We start from the raw sequence: 20506 nt of genomic DNA, 5'->3' as shown, positions 1-20506 counted from the left end.
GCCCAGCAGGAGACCGGAGGCGGGCGGCCCGGCGGAGAACGCGGGAAGCCCGCCGTCAGGTCAGGCTGAAACGGACCTCCCGGGTCGCCGGGTCGGCGCGCGTCAGCCGTACCCGGACGGCCTCGCCGAGCGGGAGCCGTTCCCCGTCGCAGCGGGCCACCACGGCGGGGTCGGTGACCTGAACCAGCCCCCCGGACCGGCCCTCGTCCACGTCGATCACCACCGCGTCGAACGTCTGGCCGACCCGCTCACGCAGCACGAACGCCTCGACCAGGTCGACGCACGCCCTCTCGGCCGCGCCCGCGCGCCGTCCCGTCACCCGCATGACGCCGGGCAGCTCGCCCATGACCCGCTGGACCTCCTCGGGCACCGGCTCGCCCGCCGCGACCGACAGGCAGACCTCGGTGGCGTAGCGGTCGATGAGCCTGCGCAGCGGAGCGGTCACGTGCGCGTACGGCGCGGCGACCGCCGCATGGGCCGCCTGGGCCGGCGGCGCGCCGTTGAAGGCCACGTATCCGGCCCCGCGCAGCAGGACCGTCGACTCCTCAAGAAAGGCGGCCTGCCCGGGGATCTTCGGGTCGAGGCCGTGGACGACCTCCCCGTAGCCAGCCCCGTCCGGCCACGGCACGCCCAGCGCGGCGGCGACCCGGCGAACCTGGGCGATCTTCTCGGCGGGGGCGGGCGGCAACACCCTCAGCAGGCCGATCTCGGCGTCAAGCATCATCGAGGCCGCGGCCATGCCGGTCAGCAACGAGATCTGCGCGTTCCAGGCCTCGGCCTCCATCGGGGCGCGCAGCTCGACCCGGTAGCCGTCCCCGTCCGGGACGACCTCCTGCTCCGGGGTCGGCAGCGTGACGCCGCCCCTGTCCCGTTCGAGTGCCAGCCTGAGCCTGCCGATCTCGGCCAGCAGCCGCAGCGTGCCGTCCGCGGTCCCGGTGTCGACCGCGGTCTGCACGTAGTCGTAGTCGAGGCGTTCCCGGCTGCGCACCAGCGCCCTGGTCACGTCGGCGCCGACGACCCTGCCCTCGGCGTCCAGGTCGACGCACCACAGCGCGGCGGGCCTGGTCGCGCCGGGCAGCAGGCTGGCGGCGCCCTCGGAGAGTACGGCGGGATGCAACGGCACCCGGGCGTCCGGCATGTAGACGGTCTCGCCCCGGGTACGGGCCTCGGCGTCGATCGCCCCGCCGGGCCGTACGAAGGCGGCGACGTCGGCGACGGCGTACCAGGCGCGGTAGCCGCCGCGACGCTCCTCCAGGTGCATGGCCTGGTCCAGATCCATGGCCCCCGGCGGATCGACCGTGACCAGGGGAAGGTCGGTGCGGTCGAGCGTGGGCAGCGTGGGTGTCCTGGTGACCTGCTCCGCCTCGGCGCGCACGGCCGGAGGGAACTCCCCGGGCAGCCTCAACTCACGCCTGATCCGCTCGAATCCGTCGCTCAGCCGCGGATGGGGGTCTTCGGGCACCCGGATGCTTTTGTGGGGCACGGGGGCCAACCTACCGCTCTCCGCGGTGCCCGAGCTCGGCCAGGGCGGGGCTCAGGGCCGCCAGGTCCAGGACAACGCATCGGCGAGGCGGCCGAGAGGACCGCCGAGCCCATGACGCCCGGCCAGGTCGGTGAGCGCCCGCGGGTCGCGCGGCTGCGCGGGCAGGGTCAGGCCGACATCGGGCACGGGCACGTCGTGGGCGACCCGGACCACCTCGGGTGCCACCCGCAGGTAGTCACGGGCGGCCTCCAGCCTGTTCCGCTGCGCCCCGGTGAGGTCGCCGTCCCCGTCGAGGGCCTTGAGCAGCGCGTCGAGCGAGCCGAACCGGGTGATCAGGGCGGCGGCGGTCTTCTCGCCGACCCCGGGCACCCCGGGCAGGCCGTCACTGGGGTCGCCGCGCAGGACGGCGAAGTCGGCGTAGGAACGGCCCGGCACGCCGTATTTGGCGGTGACCGCGGCCTCGTCGACGAGCTGGAGGTTCTTGACGCCCCTGGCGGTGTAGAGGACCCGGATCGGCACGCCGTCGTCGACGAGCTGGAACAGGTCCCGGTCACCGGTGACGATGTCGACTCCGCCGCCGGTCTCGCCCCGGGGACGCAGCGCGAGCGTGCCCATCACGTCGTCGGCCTCGTAGCCCGGCACGCCGAGGCGGGCGATGCCCGCGGCGTCGAGGACCTGCTCGATCACCGGGACCTGCGGGACGAGTGTGTCGGGGGTCTCCTCGCCGCCTCCGGGGGCGAGGCGGTGCGTCTTGTAGGACGGGATCGCCGCGACCCGGAAGGCGGGACGCCAGTCGGCGTCCATGCACGCGACGAGCTCGCCGGGGGAGTGCTGCCTGACCAGCATGGCGATCATGTCGATGAGGCCGCGCACGGCGTTGACGGGCGTCCCGTCGGGGGCGGTCACCGACTCCGGTATCCCGTAGAAGGCGCGGTAGTACAGCGAAGGGGTGTCGAGAAGCATCAGCCCGGGCATGGCGACCATTTAACCAAGTCGTTCACCCGGGCAGGACGATCATCAGAACACAGGTGTCGTCCTCGGGGTTGGGGCCGCCGACCGCCTGGATCAGTCGGTCCAGGGCGGCCTCCCCGTCCTGCCGCCGCAGGGCGGAGGCGGCCCTGAGGGTCAGGGCGAACCCCTCGTCGATGTCGCGGTCGCGCCGCTCGACGAGCCCGTCGGTGAACAGCAGCAGCGCGTCACCGTCGCGCAGACGTACGGCCGAGCGTTCGTACCGTTCGGACAGGGTCGCGCCGAGCAGCACCCCCGAGGGCGGCTCAAGCTGGACGGCGGTCCCGTCGCGGACCAGGATCGGCGCCGGGTGCCCCGCCTGGCTCCAGGTGAACACGCGGCTCAGCGGGTCGAGGTGGCCGACGACCGCGGTCGCGGTGGTCTCCTCGAAGCGGTGCATCACCAGGTGGTTGAGCCAGGTCAGCAGCCGGTCGGGAGGCTCGCCCGTCATCGCGAGGCCGCCCAGCGCGTGCCTGAGCCTGCTCATCTGGGTGACCGCGGGCAGGCCGTGGCCGGACACGTCGCCGATGGTCAGCAGCACCCGTCCGTCGGGCATGGTCGTGGCGTCGTACCAGTCGCCGCCGAGGCCGTCCTTCTGCCCGGCGGGGACGTAGCGGACCTCCATCCGGGCACCGGGGAGGTCGACGGACGCTCCGAGGCGCGGCATGATCGCCTCGCGCAGGGCCGTGCTCACGCCCTGCTGCTGGGCGGCCCGCTCACGGACCTCCAGCAGTTGCCTGCGCGACTCGGAGGCGATCTGCTCGGCTCTGCGGCGGCCGGTGACGTCCTGGATCACTCCGTGCACGGAGGCGTGTCCTCCGCTCACGACGGGGTCCAGGGCCGCGCGGAGGTTGCGGACCTCCCCGCGGCGGCGGATGCGGAACTCGGCCTGCCCGGGCTTGGCCAGATCGACCACCGACCTGAGCAGCCCGTCGACGAGGGCCCGGTCCTGCGGCTCGACGTGGCCGACCAGGTCACGCAGGCCGATGGGGCCCTCGACGGGATCGCGGCCGAAGATGGCGTAGGCGTGGTCGGACCAGGTGGACTCGCCGCTGTGCAGGTGCCACTCGGCCCAGCCCAGATCGCCCAGCCGTTCGGCATGGGCCAGCCGCGTGCTGAGAAGTTGTCTTTCGACGGCCATGTGCTCGTCCAGCTCTCCGCGCAACGGCTGCACCATCTCTGCCGCGGTCAGCGGGGCGGAACCGGTCACGTGGTCGTTTCGTGGGTGGAGGGGTGGCTGGTGGCCGCCCACTACGCCGACCATTTAGCTCGCTCTCGAATGTGGGGACCTAGGGACATCCTATCCACAAAATGTGATCGTCCTTCAACGGATTGTAGTGGCACTGTCACCCGAACGACGTCCTTTCCCCGGACTTTCCCCGGTCGCGACGATCAAGGGTGTGGCCACAGGTGTGGTGCCGATCTGTTCACGATTACATTGGTCGGTGTGACAAAGGAGTCCTCTGACCTGTATCCCGTGACCCGTCTCGCCGCAGCGCAGGAGGCCACGGCCGCCGCCGGCCTCGGCGCGCTGCTGCTCACCCCGGGCCCCGACCTGCGCTACGTGACCGGCTACGAGGCGTTGCCGCTCGAACGGCTCACCTGCCTGGCGTTGCCCGCCGAGGGCCCCGCCTTCCTGGTGGTGCCCCGTCTGGAGCTGCCCGCCGCGGAGCAGTCCCCGGCGGCGCGGCTGGGTGTCGAGTTCGTGCCCTGGGACGAGACCGACGACCCCTACGCGCTCGTCGCCGCGCGGCTGGGCGGCGCGGGGAAGGTCGGCAGGGTCGGGCTGGCCGACCGGATGTGGGCCATGCAGTCGCTGCGTTTCCGCGACGCGTTGCCCGGCACGGAGCAGGTGCTCGCCGGATCGGTGCTGCGCGGCCTGCGCATGCGCAAGAGCGAGGCCGAGGCGGCCGCGCTCCGCGAGGCGGGGGCCGCGATCGACGCCGTGCACGCGCAGGTGCCGGACTTCCTGCGGGCGGGCCGTACCGAGCGGGAGGTCGGACGGGACATCGCGGATGCGATCATCGCGGCGGGGCACTCGACCGTCGACTTCGTCATCGTCGCCTCCGGCCACAACGGGGCCAGCCCGCACCACGACCTCTCCGACCGGATCATCCAGGAGGGCGAGCCCGTGGTCGTCGACATCGGCGGCCAGATGCCCAGCGGCTACTGCTCCGACTCGACCAGGGTCTACTGCGTCGGGGAGCCGCCCAAGGAGTTCACGCGATACTACGAGGTGCTCCAGCGGGCCCAGGAGGCCGCCTGCGCGGCCGTCAGGCCCGGGGCCTCGTGCGAGTCGGTCGACGCGGCGGCGCGCGAGGTGATCGCCGAGGAGGGCTACGGAGACTACTTCATCCACCGCACCGGGCACGGCATCGGCCTGGAGACCCACGAGGAGCCCTACATCGTCGCCGGCAACACCGAGCCGCTCGAACCGGGGCACGCCTTCTCCGTCGAGCCGGGCATCTACCTGCCGGGTGAGCACGGCGCCCGCATCGAGGACATCCTCATCTGCACCGAGGAGGGCGGCGAGCGGCTCAACCACCGCCCTCGGGAGCTCGTCATAGTGTGACAGGTGTAACAATCGGGTGGCCGGCGATCCCGGCCGCCCTTTTTGCTTAGCCCCTGACCTGGAGTAAGCGGATATGACCGTTGAGCGTACGCTGCCAACCGCCGAGGCCCACGACCTGCTGGATCTCGTCCGCGACCTGATCGCCAAGGAGGTCGCGCCCAGGGCGTCGGCCGACGAGTCCGCCAAGCGCTTCCCCCGCGAGGTCTTCACCGTCCTGGGCAGGTCCGGCCTGCTCGGCCTCCCCTATCCCGAGGAGCACGGCGGCGGCGCGCAGCCGTACGAGGTGTACCTCCAGGTCATCGAGGAGCTGGCCGCGGGCTGGCTGGCGGTCGGGCTGGGGCTGTCCGTGCACACCCTGGCCAGCTTCCCGGTCGCCGCGTACGGCTCCGCCGCCCAGCGCGCCGAACTGCTGCCGGAGCTGCTCGGGGGCGAGCTGCTCGGCGCCTACTGCCTGTCGGAGCCCCAGTCCGGCTCCGACGCCGCGGCCCTGAGCACCCGCGCGGTGCGTGACGCCGACGGCTATCTCGTCGACGGGGTCAAGGCCTGGATCACCCACGGCGGGCAGGCCGACTTCTACACCCTGATGGCCAGGACCTCCGACGACGGCAGCCGTGGCATCTCCTGCTTCCACGTCCCCGCGGGCACCGAGGGGGTGTCGTTTGGAGCGCCCGAGCGCAAGATGGGCCTGCGCTCCTCGCCGACGGCCCAGGTCCGCTTCGACGGCGTACGGCTCGCCGGGGACGCCCTGGTCGGCCAGGAGGGGGAGGGTTTCCGGGTGGCCCTCGCCGCCCTGGACGGGGGCAGGCTCGGCATCGCGGCCTGCGCGGTCGGCCTGGCCCAGGCGGCGCTCGACGCGGCGATCGCGTACGCGGGGGAGCGCAGGCAGTTCGGCTCGCGCGTCATCGACTTCCAGGGGATCGGGTTCATGCTCGCCGACATGGCCACCCAGGTCGCCGCGGCGCGGGCGCTCTACCTGGACGCCGCCAGGCTGCGCGACGCGGGCCGCCCGTACGGCACCCAGGCGGCGATGGCCAAGCTGTTCGCCACCGACGTGTGCATGAAGGTCACCACCGACGCCGTCCAGGTCTTCGGCGGCTACGGCTACGTCGAGGACTTCCCGGTGGAGCGTTACATGCGGGAGGCGAAGGTGCTGCAGATCGTCGAGGGCACCAACCAGATCCAGCGGCTGGTCATCGGCAGGGCCCTGGCCAAGAAGGCCTGAGCGGCGCCGGGGGCCTCGTCACAGCATGGACAGTCCGACCAGGACGGCTGCGCAGCCGACGGTGATCATCAGGGTGCGCAGCCGTGACGGGGCGGTCGGGCGGAGCAGGAGGGGAAGGCACACTCCGAGGAGCACCAGGGCCACCAGCGGCCACGGACCGGCCGGTGCCGGGCCGCCGTGCGGAACCAGGGCGGCCTGCTGCATCTCCCGCCCCTCGGTGCACACCAGGGCGGTGAACGCCCCGACCGCCACGTCGCCGCTCAGGCCGTTCCTGCGGCTGAGATAGCCCGCGACGCCGAAGCCGACCATCGTGACGCTCAGGGCGATCTGCCAGCTCTCGTTGGCCTGGGCGAGCAGGGTCTCGTCGTGGTTGAGGGCGTGGGCGACCACGTGGCCCGCGGTCAGGCCGGCGGTGGCCAGCAGCCCGTTGAGCGCGGCCCACCAGGCGTTGGTCGAACCGCGGGTCATGACGAGCACCAGTAGCCCGTAGACGTACGGGTCGTAGGCCATGGTGACCGACGGGGGAAGCACCTCGGCGAGTGACTCGCCGGCCACGGCCAGCACCATGCCCAGCGCGAGTCCGGCGAGCATTCGTTTGATGATCAGGCGTTCACGTCTGTCCAGCGCCTGGAAGTCGACCTGCCAGGGAGTTTCGTGCTGGTTGCTGTGCATGCCCTTCTCCATGGCTGCCATTTCGCCCCCCTTGCACGCCCTGGTCCGCTCCATGTACCTGCCGAAACCGTATCCTTTCCATTGGTTCCCGCCTGTTTCTAAAATATGACAAACCAGTCAAAAAACCATTTTTTTCGCTGGCCAAAACATGAACCTCGGCAGGTGGAGAGGTTATGGGACAAAAGCCGCGATCCCCGGTGGGCGCGCGGAAGGAGCACCGGGGAGGGGACCGGGAAGATCTTCCATGACCGTCCCCCGCCCCCTCGCCCGGGCGTGTCCCTCAGAGGCCGTACTCCTCGAGCAGCCGCAACCACACCTCGCTGACCGTGGGGAAGGCCGGTACGGCGTGCCAGAGCCGTTCGAGCGGCACCTCGGCGGTGACGGCGACCGTCGCCGCGTGCAGCAGCTCGGCCACCCCGGGGCCGGCGAAGGTCACCCCGAGCAGGACCCGCCGCCGCTCGTCGACGACCGCCTTTGCCCTGCCCCGATAGCCGTCCCCCAGCAGGTAGGCACCGGAGACCGAGCCGAGGTCGTACTCGACCGCGCGCACGTCGAAGCCCTCGGCCCTGGCCGCGGCCTCGGTACGGCCGACCGCGCAGACCTGGGGGTCGGTGAAGACCACCTGCGGCGCGCCGTACCCGTCGGCGACGGCGCGCAGCGCGGGCAGGTCGTCGCGCTCCCCCCTGGCCCTGGCCACGATCACGTCGCCGCACACCCGCGCCTGGTACTTGCCCATGTGGGTGAGCAGGGCGCGGCCGTTGACGTCGCCGACGGCGTACAGCCAGCCGTCCCCGACGCCGACGGCGCGCATGCTGTCGTCGACCTCGACCGGGCCCCGCTCGGGCAGCCCGACGGAGGCCAGGCCCACGTCCCCCGTCGCGGGCGAGCGTCCGGTGGCGACCAGCAGCTCGTCGGCCTCCACGGGCGGCCCGGAGGCCAGGTGGACGGTCACCGGGCCGCCGGGCGCCGGCCGTTCGACCCGGGTCACCTCGGCCCGGGTGCGCACCTCGATCCCCCTGGCCGCCATCGACTCCGCGACCAGCTCCCCGGCGAACGGCTCGACCCTGCCGAGCAGCGAACCGCCGCGCACCAGGAGCGTCACCTCCCGCGCGCCGAGCCCGTGCAGGGCCTGCGCCATCTCACAGGCGACCACGCCTCCGCCGAGCACGGCCAGCCGCCCGGGGACCTCCCGCACCGAGGTGGCCTCGCGGCTCGTCCACGGAGAGGCCCCGGCCAGCCCGGCGGCCGGCGGGAAGGCCGGGCGGCTCCCGGTGGCCAGCGCGACCGCGTGCCGGGCGCGCAACGTCCGGACGGAACCGTCGGGCCCGGTCACCTCGACCACTTTGGGGCCGGCCAGCCGTCCCCGGCCCCGCACGAACTCGGCGGGCAGGCCCTCGACCCAGCCGACCTGGCCGCCGTCGTCCAGGTGCGAGACCGCCTCGTCACGCCGGGCGAGCACGGCGGCCGTGTCGATCGGCGTCGTCCCGAGACCCGGGACCCGCCCGACCTCGGCGGCCAGCTCGACCGGGCGCAGCAGGGCCTTGCTGGGGATGCACGCCCAGTAGGAGCACTCACCGCCGGCCAGCTCCTCCTCGACCACCGCGACGCTCAGCCCGCCCCGGGCCACACGTCCCGCGACGTTCTCCCCGGCGGGCCCGGCGCCCACAACGACCACGTCGAACTCATCGGCCACGACTGCCTCCCAGGACTTCGGAAACTCCACGTCCAGCTTGTCAGAGGCGCCGCCCGTGCCGGCGTCAGCGGTGCCGGCCCCGTGGTCTCAACGGGGTCCCGGGCAGGTCAGGCGCGGGCAGCCGGGTCCCCGGCGCGCCGGGGACGACGCCGAACGCCTCGCCCGTCATCCACTCCTGCCGGAACCGGACGATCTCGTCGTGGTCGCGGCCGACGAAGTTCCACCACATCACGATCCGCTCCTCGAACGGCTCGCCGCCGAGCAGCATGAGGCGCGCGGGCGCCCCGGCGCTCAGGGTGAGCTCCGAGCGGCCCGTGCCCAGGTAGAGCAGCGGCCCCGGCGCCAGGTCCGTTCCGCAGGCGCGCACCGCGCCGGACAGGATCAGCACGGCGTGCTCGAAGTCCGGTCTGAGCGGGACCGTGACCCGTGCGCCCTCCTCCAGGGTGATCTCGGCGCCGGTCAGCGGGCTGTGGACGCGGGCCGGGGAGACGACGCCGCCCAGCTCGCCCATCAGGACCTTCGCCGTGAAGCCGGGCCCGGTGAGCTCCGGCAGCACCGGATGGTGCTCGAAGGAGGGTTCCGTCCCCCGGTGCGCGGCGGGGAGCGCGACCCACAGCTGCACGCCGTGCAGGTCACGCCCGGCGGGGGACTCCTCGGAGTGCGAGATGCCGCGGCCCGCCGTCATGAGGTTGAGACTGCCGGGCCGGATCACCTGCTCGCTGCCCAGGCAGTCGCGGTGCAGCACCTCGCCCTCGACGAGCCAGCTGACCGTCTGCAGGCCGGTGTGCGGGTGCGCGGGCACCCGCATGGCCGTCCGTTCGGGGCCGTAGTGGTCGAGGAAGCACCACGCCCCGACCATGCGCACGTCGCGGCCGGGCAGGGTCCGGGTCACCCTCATGCCCCGTGGGCCGCCCAGCACCACCTCACGGCCGGTGAGAAGCTCACCGGCCGGGCCCGCCGCGGCGCCGGCGCGGCCGGTCGGGCCGCCGCACTCCGTCTCCCGGGGCTCGCGTTCCAGGTTGCTCATGCCGAGAATGTACGGCCGCCGCCGACCGGCCGGCACACGTGGGGCGGTTGGGACCATGCCGTGACCATGCGGCTGCGCGCGCCGTCCCACGGCCCGTTACCGTTGTCCGGATGGAGGAGATCGACCGTCGGATCGTGACGTTACTGGCCAGAGACGGCCGGATGAGTTTCACCGACCTCGCGAGGGAGACCGGGCTTTCGGTCTCCGCGGTGCACCAGCGGGTGCGCAGGCTGGAGAAACGCGGGGTCGTCAGGGGATACGCGGCGCTCGTGGACTACGACGCGATCGGGCTGCCGCTCACCGCGTTCGTCTCCATCAAGCCCATCGACCCGGCCGCCGCCGACGACGCCCCGGAACGGCTGGCCCACCTGGGCGCCATCGAGGCCTGTCACAGCGTGGCCGGGGACGAGAGCTACATCCTCAAGGTCAGGGTCGCCTCGCCGCTGGCGCTGGAGGAGCTGCTCAACCAGATCCGCACCTCGGCCAACGTCTCGACCAGGACGACGGTCGTGCTCAGCACGCCGTACGAACACCGGGCGCCCGAGCTGATCGGCGGGCAGGCGGGTAAGACCGACGACAAACCCGACGAGAAGGCCGTGGAACAGGCCTGAGTGCCCCGTACGGCCGTCGCGGGCCGTACGGGGCTTCCTTACACCGCCGCGTGGAAGTGGGCGCGCAGCGCGGCCTTGGCCTCCTCGGTCGCGCCGAAGGCGTCCAGGCCGAGCAGGGCGGCGCCCATGATCGGCGGAGCGTCCGCCACGATCAGCTTGGCCTGGGGGGCCCGCTCGGCGAAGCGCTCCTCGATCAGGCCGTTCAGCAGCGGGTCGCGGGCGGTCAGCACGCCACCGCCGAGGACGACCTCCATCGGGGTCTCCAGCAGGCCGAGACGGCGCAGCGCGACCACCGCGAGCACGGTGACCTCCTCGGCCATCCGCGTCACCAGGGACCGGGCGATCTCGTCCCCCGAGGACGCCACGGTCATCAGCACCGGCACCAGTTCGTGCAGCCTGTCGATCGGGGTGCGGCCGAAGTGGATGTCGAGGCAGGCCTCCTCGACCGTGCGGGTGCCGAAGTGCTCGCGCACGGCCTCCCGCAGCGCGGTCTCCGGGCCCCTGCCGTCCTCGGCGCGGATGGCGGACCACAGTGCCTCCTCGCCCAGGCCGAAGCCGCCGCCCCAGTCGCCGGTGAGCTTGCCCAGGGCCGGATACCTCGCCACCTCGCCGGTCGGGGAGACCGCCGCGGCGTTGACGCCCGCCCCGCAGACCACGGCGACCCCGGCGGGCCCCGAGGCTCCGGCGCGCAGCAGCGCGAAGGTGTCGTTGCCGACGACCACGTCCTCGCCGTATCCCCTGGCGAGGATCTCCGCACGCAGGATCTCCTCCTCCGCGGGCAGGTCGGCGCCCGCCACGTAGGCGGCCACATGGCCGGCGAACGGGGGAGCGGCGTCCGGGCCGAGCATCGCCCTCACGGCCTCGGCGATCGCGTCGACGGCGGTGCCGACCCCCGAGATCTGCGGCTGGAAGGGGCCGCCACGGCCGGTGCCGAGGACGGAGCCGTCCTCGGCGACCAGCGCGACGTCGGTCTTGCTGTTGCCGCCGTCGACCGCCAGTACGGTCCTCACTCCGTCGCCCAGGGCAGGTGGGCGCGGTTGGCCTCGATGAGGCGCCGGGCGAGGTCGTCGGACAGTGAGGCCTGGCCGATCAGCGGGTGGGCGAGCAGCGCGTCGGAGACCCGCCGGAGGCCGCCGTGCAGCGCGGCGTCGAGGGCCAGGGTCTCGTAGGCCGTGACGTGCGCGATGAGCCCCGCGTAGAGCGGTTCGACCGGGGCCACGGGCAGCGCGCGCGCCCCGGCCGCGGTGATCGTGGCCGGGACCTCGATGACCGCCTCGTCGGGCAGGAAGGGCAGGGTGCCGTCGTTGCGCAGGTTGACCACCTGGGCGTCGCCCCGGTCGCCGAGCAGTGAGGCGATCAGCGCGACCGCCGCCTCCGAGTAGAACGCGCCACCCCGCTTCTCCAGCAGTTCGGGCTTGGTGTTCACCGACGGGTCGGCGTACATCTCCAGGAGGCTGGCCTCCATCGCCGCGACCTCCGCGGCCCGTGAGGGCTTGCTGCGCTGCTCGGCCACCACGGCGTCGTGCTCGTAGTAGTAACGCAGGTAGTAGGAGGGAACCACGCCGAGGTGGCGCATCAGGGACAGCGGAAGGCCGATCGCCTCGGCGACCTCCTCGCCGAGGGGCTCCCGCAGCGTCCGCGGCAGCACGTCGACGCCGTCGAGGCTGACCGAGCGCACCCAGGTCAGGTGGTTCAGGCCGAAGTGGCCGAGGGAGATCCGTTCGGGGGCGACCCCGAGCCCCGCCGCGAAGCGGCGCTGCAGGCCGATGGCCACGTTGCACAGGCCGATGGCCCGGTGCCCGGCCTCGAGCAGCGCCCTGGTGACGATGCCGACCGGGTTGGTGAAGTCGACGATCCAGGCGTCGGGCGCGTGCGTGCGGATCTTCTCGGCGATGTCCAGCACCACGGGGACGGTGCGCAGGGCCTTGGCCAGGCCGCCCGCGCCGGTGGTCTCCTGGCCGACGCATCCGCATTCGAGGGGCAGCGTCTCGTCCACGTTGCGCGCGGCCTGGCCGCCGATCCGCAGCTGGAGCAGTACGGCGTCGGCTCCGGAGACGCCCTCCTCGACCGAGGCGGTCGCCACGACCCTGGCCGGGTGGCCGGCGTGCTCCAGCATGCGGCGGGCCATCCCCGAGACCAGCCCGAGCCGGGTGGGGTCGGGATCGACCAGCGCGATCTCGGTTATCGGCAGCTCGTCCCGCAGCCGGGCGAATCCGTCGATCAGCTCCGGTGTGTACGTCGAGCCGCCCCCGACTACGGCGAGCTTCATCTGTCTACTCCTGTCAACGTCACGCCCTGGACGGGAACTCTCCGGGCGTAGGGGAAAACGGTGATCACCGGTGCCGTGCCCGAGGACGGGCCGTCACCGTGCGGTTGGGCCGCGGCGGCCGGAAGGGGACTCACCCCGGCGGTGCCGGGACGCGGGCGGGGGGACGTCGGCGCACGACGGCTGCTCCTTGCTGGTGGGGGAGGGGGTGAAGGCGGCTCAGGTCGGCACGGTCGAGCTGAAGACCTCCTCGCGGGTGGCGGCGAGGGCGAGGTCGAGCGCGCCCGTGAGGACGGGGTTGCCCTCGACGGCCGACAGCAGCAGCGGGGGACGGGGGATGGTCAGCGTGTGCAGCTCGCGTTCGACGAGTCCCCGCAGGGTCTCGCCGCCGGCCATGAAGGTCCCGCCGGTCAGCACGATCAGCTCGGGGTCGACGACGGAGGTGATCGAGGCCAGGCCGACCGCCAGCCGGGAGGCGACCTCGCGCAGCCCGGCGCGGGCGTCGCCCGCCCGTGCCCCGCCGCCCTCGGCGGCCAGTACGGCGTTGCTCACGGCCAGTCTGAAGGTCGCGCCCGGCACGCCGTACGACCTGAGGATCCTGAGCACGGCGGGGCCGCCGGTGAGGGCCTGGTAGCCGTGGTTGGCGTAGCGGCCGCTCTCGCGGGCGGTGGGCGCCCCGGGCGCGGGCATGTAGCCGACCTCGCCCGCGCCGCCGGTCGCGCCCCGGTGCAGTCTGCCGCCGAGCACCAGCGCGGAGCCGAGGCCCTCGTCGGCCCACAGCAGCACGAAGTCCCGGTGCCCGCGCGCGGCGCCGTGCGCCTGCTCCGCCTGGGCGACGAGGTTGACGTTGTTCTCGACCGATACCGGGACGCCGAGTCCTTCGCCGAGGGTCTCGACGAGGCGGGGGATGTGCCAGCCGGGCAGGTCCCTGCTGGTGGCGTAGCCGATCCTGCCGGTACCCGGGTCGAGCGCGCCCTGCACGCCGATGACGACGCGCCTCAGGTCCACGGGGGCGCCCGCGCCGTCGAGCGCGGCCCGGACCCGTCCGACCAGGTCGTCGGAGGGGTCGGGGGTCACCAGGCGGTGCATGCCGATCACGGTCCCGGTGATGTCGGCGACCCTGGCGTCGATGTGGGTGTGGGTGACGTCGAGCGCGGCGACGTGCGCGGCCTCGGGGTTGAGGCGGTAGACCTCCGCGGTGCGGCCGGGCAGTCCCTCACGGATGCCGTTGAGCACGACCAGCCCCGCCTCTTGCAACCGGGCGAGCAACTGGGATGCTGTGGGCTTGGACAGGCCTGTGAGGGCGCCGATCTCCGGGCGGGTCAGCGGCCCGCGCTCCAGAAGCGCCTGCAGGGCCGCCCGATCGTTGATCGCCCGCAGCAGGCTGGGAGTGCCCGGGGTGGGCTGGGTCACAGGTCCTCCGTGTCCGGGCATGTTCGTACGGTCACCCGCAGGGCGGAGTTAGGAAAGTTTCCTAACCTTAAATAAACTTAAGGAACCCTGCTCAGCCGCGTCAAGCGTCGTGAGGACGCCGCAATGAACCTGTGATGGCCGGAGAATGGCCGGGTGTCTCAACGGACCTGCTAAAGTGGTGGTTTGTCACAACAACTAGCACAATGGCCCGGAGTATCCCATTAGTATCAACCATAATGGAGCGAAGGCAACCCGTCAAATCGAGCTCGATCGGGAGCAGGAGTACGTCTCCGGGCTCTACGAGCGGCTCGACCTGCTGCGCGAACGCACCCAGCGTCAGCTTGACGACGTGCTGGCCCAGGGCGGGGGCGGCGGTACGCACCAGAACCGCTCCGAGCGCGACAGTTTCGCCGGGATGTACGCCCAGCGGCTGGGCCGGCTGTGGGCGGTGGAGAACGGCCTGTGCTTCGGGCGGCTCGACGGCGCCGACCAGACCACCCTCTACGTCGGCCGCATCGGCCTGGCCGACGACGACCAGCGGCGGCTGCTGATCGACTGGCGGGCCCCGGTCGCCAGGCCGTTCTACGCCGCGACCCCGGCGTCCTCGATGGGCGTGGTCCGCCGAAGGCACCTGCAGACCAAGGCCCGCACGGTGATCGGGATCGACGACGACCTGCTCGACCTGGACAACCTCGCAGAGGAGGACGTCAGCACCCTCAACGGTGAGGCCGCGCTGCTGGCCTCCATCGACGCCAGGCGGACCGGGCGGATGCGCGACATCGTGGCCACGATCCAGACCGAGCAGGACCGGATCATCCGCTCCGGCCTCGACGGCGTGCTGGTCGTGCAGGGCGGGCCGGGCACCGGCAAGACCGTGGTCGCCCTGCACCGGGCCGCCTACCTGCTCTACACCCATCGGGAAAGACTCGCCCGCAGGGGAGTGCTCATCCTCGGGCCCAACCTGACCTTCCTGCGCTACATCGAGCAGGTGCTGCCCTCCCTCGGCGAGACCGACGTGCTGCTTTCCACCGTCGCCGAGCTCTACCCCGGGATCACCGCCACGGTCAGGGAACGCCCCGAGGTCGCCGCGATCAAGGGCGACGAGCGGATGGCCCAGGTCGTGGCCAGGGCCGTACGGGAGCGGCAGCGGGTGCCGCGCAAACCGGTCGAGATCCGCCTCGACCGCTACACCCTCACCCTCGACGCCCGCCTGCTCGACGCCGCGCGCAACCGGGCGGCCCGGTCGAGGAGGGCGCACAACGAGGCCCGCGCCGTGTTCGTCCGCCACCTGCTCAACGCCCTCGCCAGGCAGGCCGCCCGGCTGATCGGCAAGGGCGCGATCGACGACGACGAGCTGGCCGACCTGCGGGAGGAACTGCGCACCGAACAGCCCGTCAAGGCCGCGCTGAACAGGCTGTGGCCCTACACCACCCCGCAGCAGCTCCTCATCGGGCTGTTCACCTCCAGGGAGCGGCTCGACTACGCCGCCGCCGAACTGGGCGAGGCCGAGCGCGGGCTGCTGCTGCGCGAACCGCCCCGCAAGGGGGAGAGCTGGTGGGCCCCCTCCGACGTGCCGCTGCTCGACGAGGCCGCCGAACTGCTCGGCGACATCGACCCTGCGGTGCTGCGGGCCGGGGCGTGGATGGCGGAGGAGGAACAGGCCGCCGCGCGTGTCGCGGCCGAGGAGGAACAGCGCCACCGGCTCGACTACGCCAGGGAGGTGCTCGAACTGACCGGCCTCTCCGAGATCATGGACGCGGAGCGGTTCGCCGCCAGGCACATGGACGACGAGATATACCTCACAACCGCCGAGCGCGCCGCGGGCGACCGCACCTGGGCCTTCGGGCACGTCATCGTGGACGAGGCGCAGGAGCTCTCGCCGATGGACTGGCGGATGGTGATGCGGCGCTGCCCGAGCCGTTCGATGACGATCGTCGGCGACCTCGCGCAGACCGGCTCCTCGGCGGGCGTGCGCTCCTGGGGCAGGATGCTGGACCCGTACGTGGCCGGGCGCTGGCGGCAGGAGGAGCTCACCGTCAACTACCGCACCCCGAGCGAGCTGATGGCCGTGGCGGCCGACGTGCTCAGCCTGGTCGGTCCCGGCCTGAGCGCGCCGACCTCGGTCAGGGAGACCGGGACGAGCCCGTGGGTCGCCTCCCCGGCGGACCGCCTGTCCGAGCTGGTCAGGAGGGAGGCCGTCGAGGGCGGGCGGACGGTCGTGATCGTGCCGGAGTCGTCGGCGGAGGAGACCGGCGCGGCGCTCGCCGGGTCCGTCGAGGGCGCCGTCCGGGGACGCGGCAGCGCCGCGCTGGACGCCCCGGTCTCCGTGATGACCGTCGCCGAGGCCAAGGGTCTGGAGTTCGATGTGGTCATCGTGGTCGAACCGGAGCTGATCCTGAGCGAGTCGCCGCGCGGCCCGAGTGACCTTTACGTCGCGATGACCAGGGCGACCCAGCGTCTTGGCGTCGTGCACACCGGGCCGCTGCCCGAAGCGCTCGCTCGACTTGAGCGACATCGGATCACATGAGAGCATTGACGGCTCTCGTCGATCATGCCCCAGCTGCGGAAACTTGGTGTTTCCGCTGTTGGTGACACGGTTGACATCTGCGCTGGGGTCGGTAGTTTGCTGCCCAGTCCAGCACGGGACTGGCCGGTTGGCCGTCTTTCGGCATCGCCGGTTCCTGCGCCCGTGACGGGGGGTCACCCCGTCCGTACAGCCAGGCGCAGGGCGGGCGCTTCGTCGAGGCGGGGCACTCCATCCGGGCGGGGGGTTGGACCCAGGAGGGGCCTGGACACCCAGTAGACAACGGCAATCCGCGCTCGCCGCCGACGGGACGGAACCGGTCCGAAGGGTCGTCCGGGCCCTCTTCCCGCTCCCGTGCGAGCGCGCAAGCGTCGGGGCGGTTCCCAGCCGGGAGCCGCCCCGTTGCCGTTCGCGGGCCGTCGAACCCACGCCCGGCAGGCCTCTGAACTCGTGCTTTGGAACAGGGGCCGCAGACGCTTTGGGAGAGCGGCGGTGGGGCGGTACCGTTCGGGCTAGAAAGACGGGTCAGGATCGGATGTCAACCCGTCCAGACGTCATCGAGGAGCCCCGCCCGTGGTGCAGGAGAAGACGGCCGGCCCCGCGCCGGGGGCGGCCCCGCCGGGTGCTCCGCCGGGCACGGGACCGGGCACGCCCGCCACGCGCGGACGTCTGGCCATGCGGGCCGTGGGCGCCGTGGCGGGCGGGGCGCTGCTCTACCTCGCCTTCCCTCCGATCGGCCTGTGGTTCCTCGCGCTGCCCGGTGTCGCGCTGCTCACCCTCGCGGTGCGCGGCGTCCGCGCCCGTCGCGCGCTGTGGCTCGGCCTTCTCGGCGGCCTGGCCTTCCTGCTGCCCGCCCTGCACTGGGTCAGCCCCATCGGGGACGACGCCTGGCTGGGCCTGGTCGCGCTTGAGAGCCTCTTCTACGGCGTCTGGGCGGTGGGTGCCACCCTGACCTCCCGGCTGCCGCTGTGGCCCTTGTGGGGCGCCGCGCTGTGGGTGGCGATGGAATGGGCCAGGGGGACGTTCCCGGTCGGCGGCTTCCCCTGGGCGCGGGTCGCCTTCAGTCAGGGTGAGACGCCCTTCACCCCCTACGCGGCCCTCGGCGGCGCGCCGCTGGTGAGCTTCGCGGTCGTGCTGTGCGGCGGACTGCTCGCGCTCGCGGCCCTCAGGATCTCCAGGAGGGCCACGCGAGGCGCCGTGCCGGTCGTGCTGCCGCTGGTGGGGGCGCTGGCCGTACCGGCCGCCGCGTTCGCCGTGCCCAGGCCCGGCGACGAGGGCAGGACCGTCACCGTCGGGGTCATCCAGGGCAACGTCCCGGGAAGGGGCATGCACCCCCTGGGCGACGAACCCGCGGTGGTCCTGGGCAACCACGTCCGCATGCTCCACGAGATGGCACAGGCCGTACGGCAGGGCACGGTCAAGAAGCCCGACCTCGTCGTGCTGCCGGAGAACTCGACCGACATCGACCCCTACCGCAGCGACTTCGCCAGAGCGCAGATCGACGCGGCGGTCAAGGACGTCGGGGTCCCGGTCCTGGTCGGCGCCGTGGTCGGGGTCGGCGAGAACAACCGCGCCACCCGCAGCCTGGTGTGGGACCCGGTCACCGGGCCCGGCGCCTACTACGACAAGCAGAAGCTGGTCCCCTTCGGGGAGTACACCCCGTTCAAGGACGTCGTGCTGGCCCTGTTCGAGCGGGCCTCCCTGGTCGGCAAGCAGTCGGTGCCCGGCACCCGCGACGGAGACCTGAGGCTCGGCCCGGTGACCGTCGGCGCGATCAACTGCTACGAGGTGGCCTTCGACGAGGTCGTCGGCGACACCACGCGGACCGGCGCCAGCCCCCTGGTGGTGCAGACCAACAACGCCACCTACGCGCTGACGAACCTGCCGGCCCAGCAACTGGCCATGTCCCAGCTGCGCGCGGTCGAACACAACCGGGCGGTGATCACCTCCGCGATCACGGGTATATCCGCCTACGTGACCCCCCAAGGAAAAATCGCCTGGCGTACCGGTGAACTGGTTCCCGCCTCGGGCGTCCTCACCGTCCCGGTGCGGACCGCCCAGACCGTCGCCACCCGTGTCGGCTCACTGCCGCAGTGGCTCCTGATTCTTGTCGGTGCGGGCGCGCTCGCCGCCTCCCGGCTGCAGAGAAAGCGCATCCCGGCCCCGACCGAGGGCCCGGCGGAGCAGGTGGGAGAAGCATGATGGAGCAGATGCTCGGCCGGGTGCTCATCATCGTCCCGACGTACAACGAGCGGGAGAATCTGCCGATGATCGTCGGCAGGCTGCGCGCCGCGGTGCCCGAGGCGCACCTGCTGGTCGCCGACGACAACAGCCCCGACGGCACCGGAGAGGTCGCCGACGGCCTGGCGGCCGAGGACGACCACGTCCACGTACTGCACCGCCCCGGCAAGCAGGGACTCGGCGCGGCCTACATCGCGAGCTTCCGCTGGGGGCTCAAGGAGGGCTACGACGTCCTCGTCGAGATAGACGCCGACGGCTCCCACCAGCCGGAGGAACTGCCCAAGCTGCTCAAGCGGCTGACCCGCGGGGCCGACCTGACGATCGGCTCCCGGTGGGTGCCCGGCGGCAGGGTCGTCAACTGGCCCATCCCCAGGGAACTGCTGTCCCGGGGCGCGAACCTCTACACCCGGGTGATGCTCGGCATGCCGGTCCGCGACGCCACGGCGGGCTTCCGCGCCTACCGCGCCTCGACCCTGGAGAAGATCGGGCTGGACAACGTCCAGTCGCAGGGCTACTGCTTCCAGGTCGACATGACCCTGCGGACCATCCGCAACGGCCTGCGTGTCGCCGAGGTGCCCATCACCTTCGTCGAACGCACCGCCGGGGCCAGCAAGATGAGTCGCAGCGTCTTCGTCGAGGCGCTGTGGCGGATCACCGTGTGGGGCCTGACCGGGCTTCCCCGGCGGCTGCGCCGTACACGCTGAGCGAACAGGGCGGTGGGGCGGGCGCGGAACGCGCCGCGGCCTCCGGACGTTGTCCCTGTCGTACGGCTTGTCGCGTGAGTCGAGGAAATGATGCGCTCTGTGCTGCTCCTGTTCTTCCTGGCGGTCCCGGTCCTGGAGGTCTGGGTGCTCATCCAGGTCGGCCAGGTCATCGGCGGCTGGCCCACGGTCCTTCTCCTGCTCGCGGGCAGCCTGCTGGGCGCCTGGATCGTCCGCAGGGAGGGCCGCAGGGCCTGGCGGAACCTGCAGGGCGCGCTGCAGAGCGGCCGGATGCCCGAGCGTGAGCTGGCCGACGGCGCCATGATCGTCGCGGGTGGCGGGCTCTTGCTCTTCCCCGGCCTCGTCACCGACGTGGCGGCCCTGCTGTTCCTCCTGCCCTTCACCAGGCCGCTGGTGCGCAGGTTCGGCGCCCGGTTCCTGGCCCGCAGGGTCGACGCGCTCGCCAGGACGGTCCCCGGCGCGGGCTCGCCGTTCGGCGACGTCCCGGGCTTCCCCTTCGGAGAGGCCCGGGCACCGGGCTCCGGCCCCGTCATCCACGGCGAGGTCATCCGTGAGGAGCCCGGCGCGCCGGGTCCACGTGAGGGCCGGCGCGGCCTCACCGAGCACTGAGGCCGCTCCTCCACAGACGGCAGGCCCGCCCCGCGAACCAGACTCGCGGGGCGGGCCCTTTGCGTGTACCGGGGCCCTTCCCCGGGACACGAAAAGGGCCCGCGTGAGGGTTTCCACGGCCGGTTCTCCCGCGCCGACCGGCGGCTCCAGTCGTTCACAAGTCATCCGCCAGGTGATCACAAGCGGAGGTCCATAGCGTTCTCTCCGTAAGCACGACATGCCGGGACGACAAACCCGGCACGGCAAGAAAGGGGGGGCTGATGAAGGGCAAGATCAGCCTTGAGGACCTCGCGCTCGAAGGCGCGGAGCTGTCGGAGGCCGAGCTGGGTGAGGTGTCCGGTGGACGCTGGCACGTGACCTGGTACACCAAGGGCAAGCCCGCCGAGTGGGAGGTCTGATAGGCGGCGGGGCGGGCACACCCGTTCCGCCGCGCTGACCTGAAC

The 20506-nt window shown here is 72.5% G+C and carries 17 protein-coding genes; 8 read left to right on the top strand and 9 right to left on the bottom strand.

Translation table 11 applies throughout. From position 1 onward, the window contains the following. Positions 1 to 55: 55 nt before the first annotated feature. Genes ABT340_RS24100 through ABT340_RS24090 form a run of 3 tightly spaced genes read right to left on the bottom strand, consistent with a single transcriptional unit; the run spans position 56 to position 3701 of the window. Positions 56 to 1483, bottom strand: coding sequence for an RNB domain-containing ribonuclease (locus ABT340_RS24100; protein ID WP_352013069.1), 1428 nt, complete (start codon positions 1481 to 1483; stop codon positions 56 to 58). Between the two features lie 51 nt (positions 1484 to 1534). Beyond that, the gene (locus tag ABT340_RS24095; protein WP_352013068.1) at positions 1535 to 2458 is read right to left on the bottom strand and encodes a 5'-3' exonuclease; all 924 of its coding nucleotides are present in this window, start codon (positions 2456 to 2458) and stop codon (positions 1535 to 1537) included. A gap of 22 nt (positions 2459 to 2480) precedes the next feature. Then, positions 2481 to 3701 (bottom strand): PP2C family protein-serine/threonine phosphatase, encoded by a 1221-nt coding sequence (locus ABT340_RS24090; RefSeq protein WP_352013067.1) that lies wholly within the window; start codon positions 3699 to 3701, stop codon positions 2481 to 2483. Positions 3702 to 3938: 237 nt separating this feature from the next. Between ABT340_RS24090 and ABT340_RS24085 the strand changes: the two genes are divergently transcribed. Both ABT340_RS24085 and ABT340_RS24080 read left to right on the top strand, forming a co-directional pair. Next, entirely contained in the window at positions 3939 to 5063 is a 1125-nt protein-coding gene (locus tag ABT340_RS24085) for a M24 family metallopeptidase (protein WP_352013066.1), read from the top strand. A gap of 73 nt (positions 5064 to 5136) precedes the next feature. Further along, positions 5137 to 6285: an acyl-CoA dehydrogenase family protein gene (locus tag ABT340_RS24080; RefSeq protein WP_352013065.1), complete on the top strand. Its 1149-nt coding sequence runs from the start codon at positions 5137 to 5139 to the stop codon at positions 6283 to 6285. An 18-nt stretch (positions 6286 to 6303) separates the two neighbouring features. Here the strand turns inward: ABT340_RS24080 and ABT340_RS24075 are convergent, their stop codons facing one another. From ABT340_RS24075 to ABT340_RS24065, 3 genes are all read right to left on the bottom strand, one after another. After that, the gene (locus tag ABT340_RS24075; protein ID WP_352013064.1) at positions 6304 to 6978 is read right to left on the bottom strand and encodes a hypothetical protein; all 675 of its coding nucleotides are present in this window, start codon (positions 6976 to 6978) and stop codon (positions 6304 to 6306) included. A 259-nt stretch (positions 6979 to 7237) separates the two neighbouring features. After that, positions 7238 to 8650: a dihydrolipoyl dehydrogenase family protein gene (locus ABT340_RS24070; RefSeq protein WP_352013063.1), complete on the bottom strand. Its 1413-nt coding sequence runs from the start codon at positions 8648 to 8650 to the stop codon at positions 7238 to 7240. A 64-nt stretch (positions 8651 to 8714) separates the two neighbouring features. Next, entirely contained in the window at positions 8715 to 9677 is a 963-nt protein-coding gene (locus ABT340_RS24065; RefSeq protein WP_352013062.1) for a pirin family protein, read from the bottom strand. Positions 9678 to 9787: 110 nt separating this feature from the next. On the opposite strand from ABT340_RS24065, the gene ABT340_RS24060 reads away from it, so the two are divergent. Continuing rightward, positions 9788 to 10288 carry an Lrp/AsnC family transcriptional regulator gene (locus ABT340_RS24060; RefSeq protein WP_352013061.1) on the top strand — a complete coding sequence of 167 codons (501 nt, stop codon included), beginning with the start codon at positions 9788 to 9790 and terminating at the stop codon, positions 10286 to 10288. Positions 10289 to 10326: 38 nt separating this feature from the next. Here the strand turns inward: ABT340_RS24060 and ABT340_RS24055 are convergent, their stop codons facing one another. The 3 genes from ABT340_RS24055 to ABT340_RS24045 all read right to left on the bottom strand — a co-directional run bounded on the left by ABT340_RS24055 (position 10327) and on the right by ABT340_RS24045 (position 13967). Then, entirely contained in the window at positions 10327 to 11298 is a 972-nt protein-coding gene (locus tag ABT340_RS24055; RefSeq protein WP_352013060.1) for an N-acetylglucosamine kinase, read from the bottom strand. Continuing rightward, the gene (locus tag ABT340_RS24050; protein WP_352013059.1) at positions 11295 to 12557 is read right to left on the bottom strand and encodes a 6-phospho-beta-glucosidase; all 1263 of its coding nucleotides are present in this window, start codon (positions 12555 to 12557) and stop codon (positions 11295 to 11297) included. Before ABT340_RS24050 ends, ABT340_RS24055 begins: the two co-directional genes overlap by 4 nt. A 216-nt stretch (positions 12558 to 12773) precedes the next feature. Continuing rightward, complete coding sequence (locus ABT340_RS24045) at positions 12774 to 13967, bottom strand: ROK family transcriptional regulator (RefSeq protein WP_352013058.1); 1194 nt, start codon at positions 13965 to 13967, stop codon at positions 12774 to 12776. A gap of 226 nt (positions 13968 to 14193) precedes the next feature. Here ABT340_RS24045 and ABT340_RS24040 point away from each other — a divergent pair, with 226 nt between their 5' ends. The 5 genes from ABT340_RS24040 to ABT340_RS24020 all read left to right on the top strand — a co-directional run bounded on the left by ABT340_RS24040 (position 14194) and on the right by ABT340_RS24020 (position 20461). Further along, positions 14194 to 16494, top strand: a complete 2301-nt coding sequence (locus tag ABT340_RS24040; protein WP_502992528.1) for a HelD family protein — start codon at positions 14194 to 14196, stop codon at positions 16492 to 16494. A gap of 570 nt (positions 16495 to 17064) precedes the next feature. Continuing rightward, complete coding sequence (lnt, locus tag ABT340_RS24035; protein WP_352013056.1) at positions 17065 to 18693, top strand: apolipoprotein N-acyltransferase; 1629 nt, start codon at positions 17065 to 17067, stop codon at positions 18691 to 18693. Beyond that, positions 18693 to 19436: a polyprenol monophosphomannose synthase gene (locus tag ABT340_RS24030; protein WP_352013231.1), complete on the top strand. Its 744-nt coding sequence runs from the start codon at positions 18693 to 18695 to the stop codon at positions 19434 to 19436. The genes lnt and ABT340_RS24030 overlap by 1 nt, the downstream gene beginning before the upstream one ends. Before the next feature lie 87 nt (positions 19437 to 19523). Next, a complete protein-coding gene (locus tag ABT340_RS24025) occupies positions 19524 to 20063 on the top strand; it encodes an FxsA family protein (RefSeq protein WP_352013055.1) in 540 nt (179 codons plus the stop codon). Positions 20064 to 20323: 260 nt separating this feature from the next. Beyond that, positions 20324 to 20461, top strand: a complete 138-nt coding sequence (locus ABT340_RS24020) for a putative ATP-grasp target RiPP (RefSeq protein WP_352013054.1) — start codon at positions 20324 to 20326, stop codon at positions 20459 to 20461. The last annotated feature ends 45 nt before the right edge of the window (positions 20462 to 20506 follow it).

The organism is Streptosporangium sp. NPDC000239, from assembly GCF_040300765.1.
Taxonomy (GTDB): domain Bacteria; phylum Actinomycetota; class Actinomycetes; order Streptosporangiales; family Streptosporangiaceae; genus Streptosporangium.
Note: the sequence above shows the minus strand (reverse complement) of the source record. Positions and strands in the feature narration are given on the sequence as shown.

Bases quoted from the DNA above. Each gene is read 5' to 3' on its own strand.
- ABT340_RS24075 (WP_352013064.1), bottom strand. From the start codon at position 6,978: ATGGCAGCCATGGAGAAGGGCATGCACAGCAACCAGCACGAAACTCCC.
- ABT340_RS24025 (WP_352013055.1), top strand. From the start codon at position 19,524: ATGATGCGCTCTGTGCTGCTCCTGTTCTTCCTGGCGGTCCCGGTCCTG.
- ABT340_RS24065 (WP_352013062.1), bottom strand. From the start codon at position 9,677: ATGAGCAACCTGGAACGCGAGCCCCGGGAGACGGAGTGCGGCGGCCCG.
- ABT340_RS24095 (WP_352013068.1), bottom strand. From the start codon at position 2,458: ATGCCCGGGCTGATGCTTCTCGACACCCCTTCGCTGTACTACCGCGCC.
- ABT340_RS24080 (WP_352013065.1), top strand. From the start codon at position 5,137: ATGACCGTTGAGCGTACGCTGCCAACCGCCGAGGCCCACGACCTGCTG.
- ABT340_RS24020 (WP_352013054.1), top strand. From the start codon at position 20,324: ATGAAGGGCAAGATCAGCCTTGAGGACCTCGCGCTCGAAGGCGCGGAG.
- ABT340_RS24050 (WP_352013059.1), bottom strand. From the start codon at position 12,557: ATGAAGCTCGCCGTAGTCGGGGGCGGCTCGACGTACACACCGGAGCTG.
- ABT340_RS24060 (WP_352013061.1), top strand. From the start codon at position 9,788: ATGGAGGAGATCGACCGTCGGATCGTGACGTTACTGGCCAGAGACGGC.
- ABT340_RS24030 (WP_352013231.1), top strand. From the start codon at position 18,693: ATGGAGCAGATGCTCGGCCGGGTGCTCATCATCGTCCCGACGTACAAC.